The 14331-nt window shown below is 37.7% G+C and carries 19 protein-coding genes; all 19 read right to left on the reverse strand.

From position 1 onward, the window contains the following. Positions 1 to 6 precede the first annotated feature (6 nt). Positions 7 to 279, reverse strand: coding sequence for a hypothetical protein (locus CI597_RS02235; protein WP_024726523.1), 273 nt, complete (start codon positions 277 to 279; stop codon positions 7 to 9). Then, positions 280 to 1287: an XkdQ/YqbQ family protein gene (locus CI597_RS02240; protein WP_024726522.1), complete on the reverse strand. Its 1008-nt coding sequence runs from the start codon at positions 1285 to 1287 to the stop codon at positions 280 to 282. 12 nt (positions 1288 to 1299) lie between these two features. Continuing rightward, positions 1300 to 2247 (reverse strand): PGRP and LysM peptidoglycan-binding domain-containing protein, encoded by a 948-nt coding sequence (locus CI597_RS02245; protein WP_024726521.1) that lies wholly within the window; start codon positions 2245 to 2247, stop codon positions 1300 to 1302. A 21-nt stretch (positions 2248 to 2268) separates the two neighbouring features. Then, positions 2269 to 3660 carry a hypothetical protein gene (locus CI597_RS18315; RefSeq protein WP_024726520.1) on the reverse strand — a complete coding sequence of 464 codons (1392 nt, stop codon included), beginning with the start codon at positions 3658 to 3660 and terminating at the stop codon, positions 2269 to 2271. A gap of 42 nt (positions 3661 to 3702) precedes the next feature. Next, a complete protein-coding gene (locus tag CI597_RS02255; protein ID WP_024726519.1) occupies positions 3703 to 4170 on the reverse strand; it encodes a hypothetical protein in 468 nt (155 codons plus the stop codon). Positions 4171 to 4234: 64 nt separating this feature from the next. Next, complete coding sequence (locus CI597_RS02260; protein WP_024726518.1) at positions 4235 to 4729, reverse strand: hypothetical protein; 495 nt, start codon at positions 4727 to 4729, stop codon at positions 4235 to 4237. Between the two features lie 74 nt (positions 4730 to 4803). Then, complete coding sequence (locus CI597_RS02265; RefSeq protein ID WP_024726517.1) at positions 4804 to 5271, reverse strand: hypothetical protein; 468 nt, start codon at positions 5269 to 5271, stop codon at positions 4804 to 4806. A gap of 68 nt (positions 5272 to 5339) precedes the next feature. After that, positions 5340 to 6707: a hypothetical protein gene (locus CI597_RS18320; protein ID WP_235824518.1), complete on the reverse strand. Its 1368-nt coding sequence runs from the start codon at positions 6705 to 6707 to the stop codon at positions 5340 to 5342. Positions 6708 to 6751: 44 nt separating this feature from the next. Beyond that, positions 6752 to 7219: a hypothetical protein gene (locus tag CI597_RS02275; protein WP_024726516.1), complete on the reverse strand. Its 468-nt coding sequence runs from the start codon at positions 7217 to 7219 to the stop codon at positions 6752 to 6754. Positions 7220 to 7287: 68 nt separating this feature from the next. Further along, on the reverse strand, positions 7288 to 8511 hold the full coding sequence (locus CI597_RS18325; RefSeq protein WP_235824519.1) for a hypothetical protein: 1224 nt from the start codon (positions 8509 to 8511) through the stop codon (positions 7288 to 7290). Between the two features lie 58 nt (positions 8512 to 8569). Further along, entirely contained in the window at positions 8570 to 9034 is a 465-nt protein-coding gene (locus CI597_RS02285; protein ID WP_024726515.1) for a hypothetical protein, read from the reverse strand. Between the two features lie 206 nt (positions 9035 to 9240). Then, a complete protein-coding gene (locus tag CI597_RS02290; protein WP_024726514.1) occupies positions 9241 to 9738 on the reverse strand; it encodes a phage tail assembly chaperone in 498 nt (165 codons plus the stop codon). A 21-nt stretch (positions 9739 to 9759) separates the two neighbouring features. Then, the gene (locus CI597_RS02295; RefSeq protein WP_024726513.1) at positions 9760 to 10230 is read right to left on the reverse strand and encodes a hypothetical protein; all 471 of its coding nucleotides are present in this window, start codon (positions 10228 to 10230) and stop codon (positions 9760 to 9762) included. A 12-nt stretch (positions 10231 to 10242) separates the two neighbouring features. Further along, positions 10243 to 11661: a phage tail sheath subtilisin-like domain-containing protein gene (locus CI597_RS02300; protein WP_051405176.1), complete on the reverse strand. Its 1419-nt coding sequence runs from the start codon at positions 11659 to 11661 to the stop codon at positions 10243 to 10245. Between the two features lies 1 nt (position 11662). Beyond that, positions 11663 to 11830 carry a hypothetical protein gene (locus CI597_RS18070; protein WP_186992391.1) on the reverse strand — a complete coding sequence of 56 codons (168 nt, stop codon included), beginning with the start codon at positions 11828 to 11830 and terminating at the stop codon, positions 11663 to 11665. Further along, positions 11811 to 12692, reverse strand: a complete 882-nt coding sequence (locus tag CI597_RS02305; RefSeq protein ID WP_024726511.1) for a hypothetical protein — start codon at positions 12690 to 12692, stop codon at positions 11811 to 11813. The genes CI597_RS18070 and CI597_RS02305 overlap by 20 nt, the downstream gene beginning before the upstream one ends. A gap of 102 nt (positions 12693 to 12794) precedes the next feature. Beyond that, positions 12795 to 13532, reverse strand: a complete 738-nt coding sequence (locus tag CI597_RS02310; RefSeq protein ID WP_235824520.1) for an N-acetylmuramoyl-L-alanine amidase — start codon at positions 13530 to 13532, stop codon at positions 12795 to 12797. Positions 13533 to 13578: 46 nt separating this feature from the next. Beyond that, the gene (locus tag CI597_RS02315) at positions 13579 to 13851 is read right to left on the reverse strand and encodes a phage holin family protein (protein ID WP_024726509.1); all 273 of its coding nucleotides are present in this window, start codon (positions 13849 to 13851) and stop codon (positions 13579 to 13581) included. A 14-nt stretch (positions 13852 to 13865) separates the two neighbouring features. Then, entirely contained in the window at positions 13866 to 14150 is a 285-nt protein-coding gene (locus tag CI597_RS02320; protein ID WP_009291007.1) for a hypothetical protein, read from the reverse strand. Between the last annotated feature and the right edge of the window lie 181 nt (positions 14151 to 14331).

The raw sequence follows: 14331 nt of genomic DNA on the forward strand, positions 1-14331 counted from the left end.
CTCTCTTTAACTTTCTTGTTTTAAGACTCCTACGATTACTGGCAGATCATCAGCCCAGACAATCAGAACCTGATCCCCTTCTCGGGGTTCCTGTTCCTTACCAAGACAACACAAACCATACTCATCAGGTCCTATTACATCATCAGGAAAATCCTCTAATATAATTCCGTTTTTCTGCATTTTCCCCACTTCTGCTGTCTGGGATTGATTTACTTGATTTACCGTGCCCATTCTGCTCTGCAAAACAGCTGCCAGTCTTGACTTCCCCTTCTTTGCCATTTACTTTTCCACCTCCAATGTCATTGTCCCATTGGCACAGTCATGCTCCACGCCTTTGACATAGTAATATCCGTTCAGCGCACCAGCATTGCTCTTGATTTTATGTCCTTTTTCTATATACGGATTATCCACGGCCTTCACTGTTCTTGTATATTCCGGCTTAGAATGTTTTTTAAGAAGTTCTTTCGCTTCCTTCTTCGCTTTTTTAGAATTTTTATCATCCTGATCCCGAATGATAATCTCCTGCAAAGTTCCATATTTTTCTGTATTTTCTTTCATTGAAGTAAGCTTTTTTGGCGCCTTATCCTTTTTACCAGTAATCTCCTGCTCCTTATAAATTGAAACCTTTGTCACCATACCATCCATTGTCACTTTTGTATTCTGGGATAGTGCATTTTCCTTATGATTCAACTCATATATTTTTTTGTTATACCCTCTCTCTCTTATATAAACAATGCCTTTTTTACAAAACACAATGTATTTTGTTCCTGTCTTCTTTTTTGCCTCTTTTAATATTTTAGTCAGGACATCGGAAACTTTTTCTCCTCTGTAAACCTTTCTTTTATGTTTCGTCCCCTCATAATCATAATCAAGTTTCACATTCCATTTTTTACATATGCTTTTGACAATACTCTCAGTCGTTCTCCCTTTTGCAAAAAAGAAATTATCTTTTGTGTTTTGAAGATAAATCAGTCTGTCATATGCAGTCAATGTAAGATCTTTTTCTACATCACTGTTATAATTTTTTTCCCAAATAATCCCGCGAAAGATCTCTTTCCTTCCGCTTCCTGTATCACAGTACAAAACTAACGAATCTCTGACATTAATGTTGTTATATAAATGCTTGTATGTATCTTTGAGATTTGGAATTGTCAATGATACACCCTTAGCCAGGTCATCTTTATTTTGAGAGATGACCAGATTCGTCATCAACCCTGACACATCATATTTTGTTTTCTTTGTCTTTATAATGCAGGAATATTTGGGTTCTTTATAGGTCTGGCTCATTCTTCTCCCCTCCTAACTCAACATTCTTCTCAATGTATCATACCCTGCGATACCATCCACTGATAAACCATGTTTTCTCTGGTATTTCCGGATAGCAGCAACTGTCTTAGCTCCACAGATACCATCCTGGTATACCTTTACCTTTTCCTGTACAAAGAAGACAACTGCACCCCTGGATCCTCTCTTAATAAAAATTTTCTTCATTGCATTTTTTGTCTTGCTGTCCAGCACCCCATTCGCCGTCAGTTTTGCATACTTATCTTTATTAATAGCTTTCTGCAATTTAAGCACGGAGGCTTTTTTTGCAGAAAAGGCAGTTGCTGTTGATGGTATCGTCAGCACCTGCCCTTTAAAAATCGTATATTTACTGATTGATTTTTTCTTTTTCCTTTCTCTCTTCACTCTGGTATCAATTAATTTTTTATTAGCTTTATAAATAACTTTATATTTGGTCCCATCTTTATAAAACTTCTTTGCGACTCCATGGAGAGTTTCTCTGTTTCGCTTTACCTTATACTTCTTGGTTCCCTTTTTTGAAGATCTTTTCTTAGCCTTTACCTTCAGGTCAACCGCCTCCACAAGAGAAATGGTATATTTATAATCTCCCAACGACGTGAGTACATAACTGAAGCTGTCAATATATACCTGTTCATTCACCGATGTCCCACTGATAATAAGCTTGAGTTTTTTATGCTGTTTCCTCCAGTACTCCATTATATTGATATAATAGGATGGTGTTTTCAATGTTCCATGGATAAATGACATTTTTTCTCTTGAACTGCCGGGAAATAATGCTGTCCATTTATAGGTACACAGATTTCTTCCCTTTGGCAGTTTTACCTCTCCCAGATCCAATATTTTATATTCCTGGAATCTTGCTGAACTGGAATACTCAATTTCTTCCGGAAGCATAGGAATTTTTATTTTTTTGTTCGCCTTATCTTTTAATTCAATATCCATTTTTTCGTTTCCTTTCTGTTCTTATGATACTGCCGGAATATTCTGATAAGCACTTTCCAGTGCGTCCGCAAGAATATTGCACAATTCATCAGAAACTTCCTCTCTTTGCTCCTTTAGTGCAGAGAGCAGATTGGTACTCTTTCCTCCTCCGCCGCTGCTCTTTAATGAGATATTAATATTTCCGACAGACACACGGATTCCTCCTTTCGCCTGCCCCATACCCTGTGCGGACTGTCTTCCCGGTGCTCCGCCTACCATTCCGCCATTCGCGTACCCGGTGACTCCAAGTGCCTGTCCCGCCTGCTGCCACAGGTCAAGGCCCCGATCTCGTTTATGTCCGCTTAAAGGTATAATCACTTCCGGACCTTCTTCTCCGACCCATCTGAGCATTGGATTATCCACAAAACTTCCATTGGCATTATGTTTGAAGAGACCCCATAGCTGCCTCTTTAATCTGCTGAAAAAGTTTTCTTTCTTTTTAGGTGTCGATTTTTTTGCTGCATTTTTTTTGCTATCTCTCTTCATAGCATCATAACTGTCCATTTGCTGCTGTTTGTATTTATCTGATGCCGCAAAACCGTATGTGGGAGCTTTACTTTTATTAAAACTTTTTAAAATTTCACGGCTGTACGAAGGTTTATACTGCAGTTCCCCTTTCTTATTGCTGTATTTCTTTACCAGTGGATCATACGTCTGTTCCCAAACTTTGTTTCCATGTTTTTCCGCAGCGGCATACACATCATCCCCATATTCTGAGACCAGGTACCCTGCTAGTGCTCCCGCAACAATTCCTGCCGGACCTGCAAATGCACCATACTCTGCACCCAGTTTGCTAAATAACAGCTTTGTGCCACCTTGTGCAATCTTAGTTGTTCCCCATGATACGCCTTCAAGAATTACTTGTTTCCCTGGATCACCTATTTCCGTTCCTTTCCCTTCTTTATAACGTTTATACTTCTGTGCTTCTTCTGCCACATTATGAACAGCCATCAAATTTCCAAGATTCAAAAACTTTCCATATTCTTTTTCTGCAAAGCGCCCTGCTTTACCTATGTTCGCTGCATTGATTATTTTTCCATCTGTACGAATTAATCTTGAGTACAACCCTGTATTCTGAATTTCACTTCCAGCCATATCTGTGATTTCTTTCGCCATTATTTTATTAATATATTCATCTGACAGACCAGTCGCTATGCTCCCTGCACCACCATATACTTTATCTGATACACCTTTTACTTTATAATCTACATTTTGATTTATGATACTTAAAATTTGCTGTTCTTTCTGATTTAGATAATGAAAAGAGCGATTATAGCCCGGTCCGTTATTAGAAATTTTCCTGGAAGTTTTTTTTATTTCCTGATCCAGTTTTTCTAAATACTCCAGGTATTCTTTGTATTCTTCTTCTGTCATATGTCCTCCTCTCCACAAAAAAAGAAGCCCTTACGCTTCTTTTTAAATCGTTTTATAATAGTTCCAAAATGCCTCTATATATTCCTTTATTTCTACAACTTCACTTTCCTCTGGCATTAAACAGGCTGTAGATTTCCTCTTTTTCCCCGGTTTACGATGATAAATAAAAATTCTATCTTCAGGTCTTGAACCTCTTCCAACTGGCACTTTTTTTATTTCAACGTTTATAACCAAATTCCACTCAATAAAAGAACCATTGATTTTTAAACCTTGTTCATTCATATATAAATTAGGAATTTTTCGTCTGCGAAGATATACAGTCCGTCCTATAGCTACTCCAAATAAAACCATTAAACAAGCTACATAGACTAAATCAATCAGCGGTGCTTTAATATACCGAAAAAAGAAAATACCTACTATTATAACCATAACACCTATTATGATTACCAATGTATCTTGATCATCATTATTCCACCAAAATTCATTTCCGTTTTCCCCGAACTTCTGCATGTCTTTTCCTCCACCCTTTTATTTCGCCAAACAACCTATTCTTTATTCTCATGAGTTCTGTATGTCAAACAGTAATTTCTCCGGTTTCTGAACTACTTGTTTTATAATAGTTCCAAAATGCCTCTATATATTCTTTTATTTCTACAACTTCACTTTCTTCCGGGCTTAAACAGGCTGTAAACTTTCTTTTTTTTCCCGGTTCTGAATGAAAAATAAAAATTTCATCTTTAGGTCTTGAACCTCTTCCACTTGGTACTTTTTTTATCTCAATTTTTACGACATGATTCCAAGCAATAAAATATCCATTAACCTTTAAACCTTGTTCATTCATATAAAGCATGACGATCCCTTTTTTACGAAGAAAAACCAATCGTATGGGTAATATTATACAAAACACTGTAAAACTTGCTACTAAAATCCAAACTCCTATTGGAACTTTTATGTATTTTAAGAAAAAGATACACCCTGTGGCGAATAGGACACTGAGTATAATTAGCATAGTGTCTTGATCATCATTATTCCACCAAAATTCATTTCCATCGTCACCAAATTTCTGCATATTATTTTCTCCCGTGCTGCTCTTATATTTATTAAAAGCCAGAATCTCAAAGTACATCTTATAATGCATTATATTCACTCGGTCTTATAGTACTGCCAAAATGCCTCTATATATCTTCTTATTTCTTCTATCTCATCTTCATCCGGCATTATACTTATGGTATGCTCCCCTGTTTCTTCAGGTTTATGATAATAAATAAATATCATTTCTGAATCTTTAACCGTTGGTCCATATGAAACAGTTTTTATTTCCATTTCTATAATCCAGTTCCATGAGATAAAACTTCCCCTTATATTCACTCCTTGTTCATTCATATAAAGTTCAGGTATCTTTTTTTTTCGACGATACATAGTGCATCCTAAAGTACCCGCAAACAACAAAAGTAAAAGCAAGATAACAATAGTCATAATATAGGATGAAGTCCCTATTTTCAAATATAGAATACATCCAACAATAAGTAAAAATCCAGCTGCAATAGATTTGGCATCTTGATCATCATCATTCCACCAAAATTCATTCCCATTTTCCCCAAATTTCTGCATAACGTTTCCTCCCAATCATCACCTATTAATATAATTATACCTTATTTTTCCCTTTATCTTAATAGTCTTTAGGACACTGCCGGAATATTCTGATAAGCACTTTCCAGCGCATCCGCAAGAATATTACACAGTTCATCAGAAACTTCCTCTTTTTGCTCCTTTAGTGCAGAAAGCATATTGGTACTCTTTCCTCTGCCGCCGCTGCTCTTTAACGAAATATTAATATTTCCTACAGACACACGAATTCCTTCCTTCGTCTGTCCCATACTCGGCGGGGACTGTTTCCCTGGTGTTCCTCCTATCATTCCGCCATTAGCATAACCAGTAACTCCAAGTGCTTGTCCCGCCTGCTGCCACAAGTCAAGACCCCGGTCTCGTTTATGCCCACTTAAAGGTATGATCACTTCAGGACCTTCTTCTCCAACCCAGCTGAGCATTGGGTTGTCCACAAAACTTCCATTAGCATTGTGTTTAAAGAGCCCCCATAGCTGCCTCTTTAACCTGCTGAAAAAGTTTTCTTTCTTTTTAGGTGTCGATTTTTTTGCTGCATTTTGTCTTTGTAGCACTTTGTTTTTTTTACTCTGTCTCATCATTGCATTATAGCTGTCCATTTGCTGCTGCTTATACTTATCAGATACTGCAAAACCATATGTGGGAGCCTTACTTTTATTATAACTTTTTAAAATTTCACGGCTATATGAAGGTTTATACTGCAATTCCCCTTTCTTATTGCTATATTTCTTTACCAGTGGAGTATACGTCTGTTCCCAAACTTTGTTTCCATGTTTTTCCGCAGCGGCATATGCATCATCCCCATATTCTGAGACCAGGTATCCTGCTATTGCCCCTGCAACAAGCCCTGCTGGCCCTGCAAGTACGCTGTACTTAGCAAGTACACCAGATACAACAGTTGCCGTTCCGCTTGAAGCCGCCGTTGAACCTGTTTCAATAATCAGCTGTTTACCTACATCTCCTCCTTTCTGTGCCTCACTAACCACATTATGTGCAGCTGTTAAATATCCGATATTAAGAAAGTTCCCATACCCTTTTTTTGCAAGCTTCCCTGCTTTCCCTAAATTATTAGCATTTATTATTTTACCATTTACACTATTTATTTTGGAATACAATCCCATACTCTTTATTTCTTCTCCTGCAAGTCCTGTAATTTCATTTGCTATTTCTTTATTGATATATTCATCTGCCAGAGCTTTTGTAACTTCACCTCCTCCGCCATATATATAATCTGGTACTCCTTTTAATTTATAGTTAACATCTTGATTGGAAAAACCAAGTATTTTCTGTTCTTGCTGCTTTAGGTAATTATATGATCGATTATAGCTTAATCCTGGACTTGAAATTTTTTGCGCCGTTTTTTCAATTTGTTTATTTAACGTTTCTAAATATGTCAAATAATCTTCATATTCTTCTTTTGTCATCAATATCTCCTTCCTCCATAAAAAAAAGAGCAATCAGCTCTTTTTTACTGGTTTTTATAATAGTTCCAATATGCTTCTATATATTCTTTTAATTCCTGAATTTCTTCCTGAGGCGGCAGAATTCCAGAACTTTTTTTGCGTTTCTTTCCTGGCGCATAGTAATATATTGCAATTTGATATTTTTCTTTAATCTCATAGTGTTTTGGCACTCTCTTTTTCGTAACTTCTGTTATCCAATCCCATGATATAAAGTGTCCTCTTAATTCAATCCCCTTTTCATTCATATAGAGCATAGGAATCTTCTTTATTCGGAGATAAATTAGTTTTACTGCACATATTCCAAAAAACAATGAACAACAAAAAGTCAAAAACAAACCAAACAGATCAAGGTGCACATGAATCATTAAGCATATCAGCCCTGCAAACGCAAGTATACAAATTCCTATATAAATGAAATCTCCTTCATCATCATTCCACCAAAACTCATTTCCGTTATCTCCAAATTTCTGCATAAGATTTCCTCCCAATCATCACTTATTAAAATAATTATACCCTATTTTCCCCTTTATTTTAATTGTCTTTAGGACACTGCCGGAATATTCTGATAAGCACTTTCCAGCGCATCCGCAAGAATATTACACAGTTCATCAGAAACTTCCTCTTTTTGCTCCTTTAGTGCAGAAAGCATATTGGTACTCTTTCCTCTGCCGCCGCTGCTCTTTAACGAAATATTAATATTTCCTACAGACACACGAATTCCTTCCTTCGTCTGTCCCATACTCGGCGGGGACTGTTTCCCTGGTGTTCCTCCTATCATTCCGCCATTAGCATAACCAGTAACTCCAAGTGCTTGTCCCGCCTGCTGCCACAAGTCAAGACCCCGGTCTCGTTTATGCCCACTTAAAGGTATGATCACTTCAGGACCTTCTTCTCCAACCCAGCTGAGCATTGGGTTGTCCACAAAACTTCCATTGGCATTATGTTTAAAGAGACTCCATAGCTGCTTCTTTAATCTGCTGAAGAAACTATCTTTCTTTTTGGGTGCTGACCTTTTGGAAACGCTGTTATTTGCAGCTCTCTTTTTCTGAAATTCCCTCAATTCATTTTGTCTGTCTTTTACTGACATTGCAGCACCATATTTGACAGCCTTTTTATTTGTACCAAAATATTTTATGGCTTTCTCCTTATTTGCAGTTGTATAATGTATGTCGCCTTCTTTATCCTTAATCTGATCAATAAAAGGATGGAATTTCTTTTTATGAACTTCCTCTCCATATTTTCTGGCACCTTCATACCAGGTATCTCCATATTTTGATACTACATATCCTCCAATTGCACCAGCCAGAATTCCCACTGGTCCGGCCCATGCTCCATATTTAGCTCCCGCAGCAGCCTCTATTATCCCAGTTACTGCTGATGTTGTTCCCACAGATGCTGCTTCGATTGTTGTCTGTTTAAAAGGGTCTCCATCCTTTTTATTTGCTTCTTTTGCAACGTTATATCCAGAAACAAGTATGGTAGCCGGCATGAAAGTTCTGGCAGGAGTTATTTCAGGCAATTCCCTCTGAATAATGGCTTGATATTTATTATCCAGGATAGTGGCAGTTACATTAGTTCCAACCCCTATGATATCATCAGAAGAAGGCTTCACCGCCGATTCAGTTGTCTGCATGTTCAAAATCATTTCTTTCTTTTTTTCCAGCCTTTGATACACTTGATAATATTCCCGCTGATTTTTCGATAATTTTTTAGCCGTTTTTTTGACCTGTTCCTCCAAATAATCTTCATAAGATTTATCACTCATATATATCCCCCCTTTCAAATAAAAAAGAAGCAGGATTGCTTCATTTTTTATTTAATATTTAATTTGTTTTGTAATATTCCCAAAATGCTTCTATATATATTTTTATTTCCATGATTTCTTCTTTTTCAGGAGTTATGGCAAAACACCGTTCTTTTTCGTCTTCTGGAAGCTGAAAATAAATATAAATCCAATCACGCGGACCCGCTGCTCCTCGATACAAAGATTTTATCTCAACAGACTTAACATGATTCCATGAACAAAAATCTCCCCATACGACGATTCCTTCCTCATTCATATAAAGGGCAGGAACTTTTTTTCTTTCTAACATACTAATGTGTATTAAAGCAACAACCAAAAAAACTAAAATACAACCTGATAATATGAATAAAAGCGAGCCTGGTTTTTCCATTTTTAATGGGATAATAAAAAAAATGATACAAAAAAAAACACCAATTTTTAATCCAAGATTTTGAACCTCATCATTCCACCAAAACTCGGTCCCATCATTTCCAAACTTCTGCATATCATGTCCTCCGAACAACTTGTTCTTTGGAATAATTATATCCTATTTTTCTTCTTTTTGCCACTCCATAAGCTCTTCCAGTACAATCTGGGTGGAGGCCAGGATAAATGCCTTCTCCCCCTTCGGGAGCTGAAGGATCTCTGAAGGCATTTTCCCCTGATTCTGCCAGATATAATGAAGTTTTTCAGCTAATGGACTGGCTTTGATCAGTTTTTTGCGTATTCCTCTTCGGTCATTTCTGTATCATAAAATCCGCTGAGTTTATCAATATCTGCATCAATCTTGTCCTTTTCTCCTGCTCTCAGCACAGTATTAATGACATCGATGCCTCTGAGTACTGGGAATCCCTTAGCCTTAAGCCCCTGGATCACTTCCGGTGCATCCCATACTTTCTCAGGATCTACCGTTGCAAAATAGATTTTCCATGCAGAAAATTCATCGAGCCGGATCTCCTTTTCTACAGGAGGAAGTTTTGGATTTGCTGGGTTTGGCATCATAACGGCTGCTTTTTTCCTTGCGTCTAAAAGTTCTTCTTCTCCTAGTGGACGGATTTTAAAGTAAAAATAAACTTTGCCATTCCGTTTAATCTCAACAGTCTTCTGCATTTCCTCATCGTTTTTATAATCTGCTGCATGAAGCAGTCCCTGGATTAAATCAACTTCGTTCTCTGCGGTTACCTGCATTCCATTCATTTTATCTGACATATCTTTTCTCCTCTCTTTTTCTTAGTTCAAGCTTGCCCCTTCCGGCAATGATTTCAAGAATTCCGGTGTCTGGTTAATTACAAAACTCTGGTGTCTTGTAATGATTTCTCCTGATTTCAGAGTCATCAGGTCAAAATCTCCATCCGGTACACATCCATTTAATAAAAGACGCTGTTCTTTCCCATCTGCTGAACGCAGTGCGACACTCTGAAAATCATAGGATGGAATCACACCCTTTTTGACACTCTTAAGCAAAGGTTCCATAACCAGATCATCCCGCACAACAGCCTCTGAAAATGAGAGTGTAAACTTTACTTTATCCGGGATAGCATACTGCTGAGCAGTTCCGAGTGGTTTATACTCTACATTCCCAAAGCTCGCTTTGATCTCAAACTCTTTTACTTCCGCAAGCAGTGTTGACACTCCTTCAAAGTTGACAAACAATCTTCCGTCTTTCCCTGTCATAATGTTTCTATAATTTGTATTTGACATTTCTTTTCCTCCTTACGCTTCTGCTGAAAAATTAAACTGGTAATTTAAATATACTTTTTCCAGGCTGTCCAGATCAGTGGCAGCAACAATAAAATGTACATCTTCCGGTCCGTGCGGCTCCTGAGGGTCCTCATAGATATCTGCTCCGTCCATAAGTTTTCCCTCTCTTGTCATCGCATCCAGCACATCCTTTGCCAGTTTGATCACATTTGCAATTCCGTCACTGTCACAATTGATTTTCCCAATAACCGGTGAAATAGTCCTGTGAAGACGATCGAACAATTCAAATCTTGTCTTTGTCCTTCTGATTTTTTTCCACCCTGCATCCTGATTTTCTTCTAACACATTCAAAGTATTGATTCCGCTGTCAAACCAGACTTCTCCTTCCGGTCCCTGAGAGAGCATCAGCATTCCGTTTTCAATTGCCTGAATATATTTTTCTTTTGAGAGAATCTCCAGGGGTTCCACGGCATCTGCTATAACTGAATGTACAATGGACTGATTCGCCGGACAGCTTCCGATGATTCCTGCAATCACAGTAATTGCTTCATATCCGTCAATTTTTTCTCCATTTTTATTTACAAATCCGGAACCAACATAAACAAAAGCTTCTGAATTAAATTCTTTCGCATGAGACATTCTCTCAGCAAAGTCAACTTCCGCACTCTCTCCTACTACACAAATCCCTGCGCACCCGTTACTCTTCATTCTCTGCATATAGGCTTTCAGCAGTGCATGTACTGCTGTGTCAGTTGTATCCGCAACTAATGCATTCCATGTATATGCCTCAAATGCTTCAAATGCTTCTTCATAATTTCCTGTAACAACCGTTGGATTTGTACCCGCAGTACTTTCTTTCTGTGATACTTGAGCCAGGCTGTTCTTCTCTCCATCTGCCTTAACTGCTGTAAATACAAAAGATTTCTGGTTAATCTCTCTGATAAATGCATCTACTTCATTTTCTTCACTTCCAGTCTCGTAGGTAAACTTCTCTTTTAAGGAACTTCCCTGGTATATCGTCACTTCCTTTTTAGAAGAACTGGAAAGAGGCTGCTTCAGAGTTAATGAGAACACGAGTTTTGTCGGATATTTTGTTTCAAGTGTTACCGCTTTTTCTCCCTGATCATCCATTAATTCCAAAATTCCTTTTGTTCCCTCTGAACCAAGTCTATATACATAGACCTTAGATGCCCCATTATCAAATAAATTAAGAACACCTTTTACTGTTCCGCCTGAACCATACATATCTTCCACAGTTTCTGCCTTCGTATGTACCTGTACGGTTCCCACCGGACCAAAGTCTGCCTGGATAGGAATCGCGAATACTCCATTGATTGCTTCCGCCACGGTTTTCTTTTCCGGGGTTGTGTATCTTCGATAAACCCCTGGTCTGATTTTTGTTTCTCCTGGATCATAAGTTCCTGTCATCATGTTATTGTACCTCCTTATTTTTAAAATCTCTTACTAATTTTTTAGCTTCTTTAATCTCCGCCTCTGTTTTTCCTGCAAAAGTGAAAGCTGCACGAACCATGTCTGCTGATGCATCCAGACTTTCCGGATTTGACGCATATTCTTCTAAGCTATAAATCGTTTTTTGCATTTTGATCCTCCTTAAAATTTACATCTTTTATTTTGGATATCTCTTCTTCCTTCTTTTGAACACCGTACTGTCCTTTGACTAAAATTTGTCCATCTTTAAAGCTATCCGCATTATCTTTAAACGTTACCGAATCTATAAAAAACATACCCCCATCACTCATTTTCAACTTGTCTTTAAGGTTCAACTGCTCACATATAGATCTGATCAGTTCTATGCTTTTTCTCCTTCGAGCTATTACATGAATCTTCACGGTTGCCGTCAGCCAAGATACCTCCCATGTATCATTATACGTTCCGGGAAGAATATTCCCCAGACGGCAATAAACAGCTGGATTCTCGTCTGTAGCTTTCCATGTGGGACCTGTATTCTCCATTCCAGGTATTCTAATCTGATCATTCAACTCTTTCAGCCACTTCTGAAAAACAGCAACAATATCTGAATTGCCCGCGTCCTGTTTAAAAAAAGCTCCCGGCTGAAAACAAACCAAATATCCTTTAGAATCCTCTCCAATTTCCGGCTTAATTGTTTTGGACCGCAACCATTTCATTCCTATTGTCATATTGTCAAAAGAGAAAAAACAGTGATGAAATAAAGAAATTAATTTTCTCTCGAAATTTTCCCAGACGGCTGTTTGATCCGGCTTACAGAACATCCTTATGGCCAGCCTTCCTGTAATGTCACCTTTCGGATCTGACTGAATAAGCAAATCATAAACAATTCTTGGGTAGATATCCCCCTCCCATAATTCGTCTGAATCTTTGGGTGCATTTCTTAAGAAAACTGCGGGTTTTCCATTGTATTTTGCAAGATTCTCTATCATCCATGCGTTTTCAGTTAACCTCTGGTAAACAAGTTCATTCATAGATTCACCTCCTTTTTTATATTTACACCTACCAAACTTACGTTCCCTTCTTAGTGTATTATTATCATAGCACTAATGCTGCGGACATTGTGGGCAAACTATTTATCTCCTATTTTTATACAGGGCTTTACACGTTTTTCTTCCCGCATAAGTTCCTTTTCTCCAATTTAGCTGCTCCCAATATTTTTCAAGCATTTCCTGAGTTTTAGGACCCCAAATTCCGTCCTCTGAAAGTTTCATAAGACTTCCCTTATAACACTTATTTAAGTTAGCCTGAAGCCAGCGTATTGCCTTTTTAGATGAACTGCTTTTTACTGTAGTATATTTTTCTTCTTTCTTTCCCTTTAATTCTTCTCCAATAATTCCCTCTGCTATTGCTCTTGCCACCGCTTTATAACCAACTTTTTTATACAGTTCATAGTCATCTTTATCATCCACAAAACAGACTTCTACTAAAATTGCTTTATTTTTTGTATGATTTAGATAATATAGACCGCTGGTTGTCTTAATCCCTCTATTTTTAAATCCAATCTTGTTCATATTATCTAATATTTTTTCTGCGGCACGCTTTTTTATTCCTGACGAGGCAGTACACCAGATTTCTGTTCCGGCTACTTTTCCATCACCAACAAGATCGTTTCTCCCTGAATTTAAGTGAATCGAGATATCTAACGTAACCTCTCTTTTATTGCATTTAGAAACAATTTTTTTTAAAACGTCACCCTGACTTTTTCCATTGTTGCAGGTACATTCATAAACTTTATGTCCATCAGATCGTAAAAGCCGTATGATCTCTTTTACAATTTGTCTGGCCTCTTTCGATTCATCCAGATATCCCACTGCACCACAGGCAACTTTGTTAGATGGATTGTGCCCCGCACTTATGTTATAGCTCGCCATATTTCTCCCCCTCCACTAGCCTTGTAAATGTCTGATGCAGTCCCGTACTGGCAAGCCCGGAAAAAGCTCCAGATATAATAGACTCCAGATTTATCTGCTTATTTAAGATACATCCCATAAATGCACCGCAGACAGCCAGAATCAATGGTATATATTTATTAGGAATAAAATCTAAAGATTTTTTAATTACATAACCAATAATGAAAGACGCTGTCAGTACCATCGGCATATAATACTCACTGATAAAATTTAAATCCATTTGTAATCTCCTCCCTATTTTTCGATGATACTTTCCAGAAGTTCATCCCTTATTTTTTTCATGTTTTCTATCCCATTTCCTGTAATCTGATGGTTTAGCATTGCAGCTAAACATTTGGATTGCTGTTTCTGCATTTCTTCCAATCCCTTTAATCGTTGATAATCTTTCTCCGAATGTTCTTCTAACTGGTCTACGCGGTGGCTGAAATGCATAGCAGGATATACAATTTTATAAATAACCGCACCCGCTCCTCCAATGATGCTGATGCCACCGCATATTGCTAAAATTTGTTCCAGCACTGCTTGCTCCTTTCCTAACATCTGTTATCTTATCTTGCTCTATGTGTCCATATATCTCCATCTCCTTTCAAATAGCTGTAGCTAAAAAAAGAATAAAGGATAATGAGACCCTTTTACCTTACTTGACGTCTCTTATCCTTTATTCTCTATGATAACTATATCATCCTTATAGGGGACATTG

It is taken from the genome of Anaerostipes hominis (ex Lee et al. 2021) (assembly GCF_002270485.1).
GTDB lineage: Bacteria > Bacillota > Clostridia > Lachnospirales > Lachnospiraceae > Anaerostipes > Anaerostipes hominis.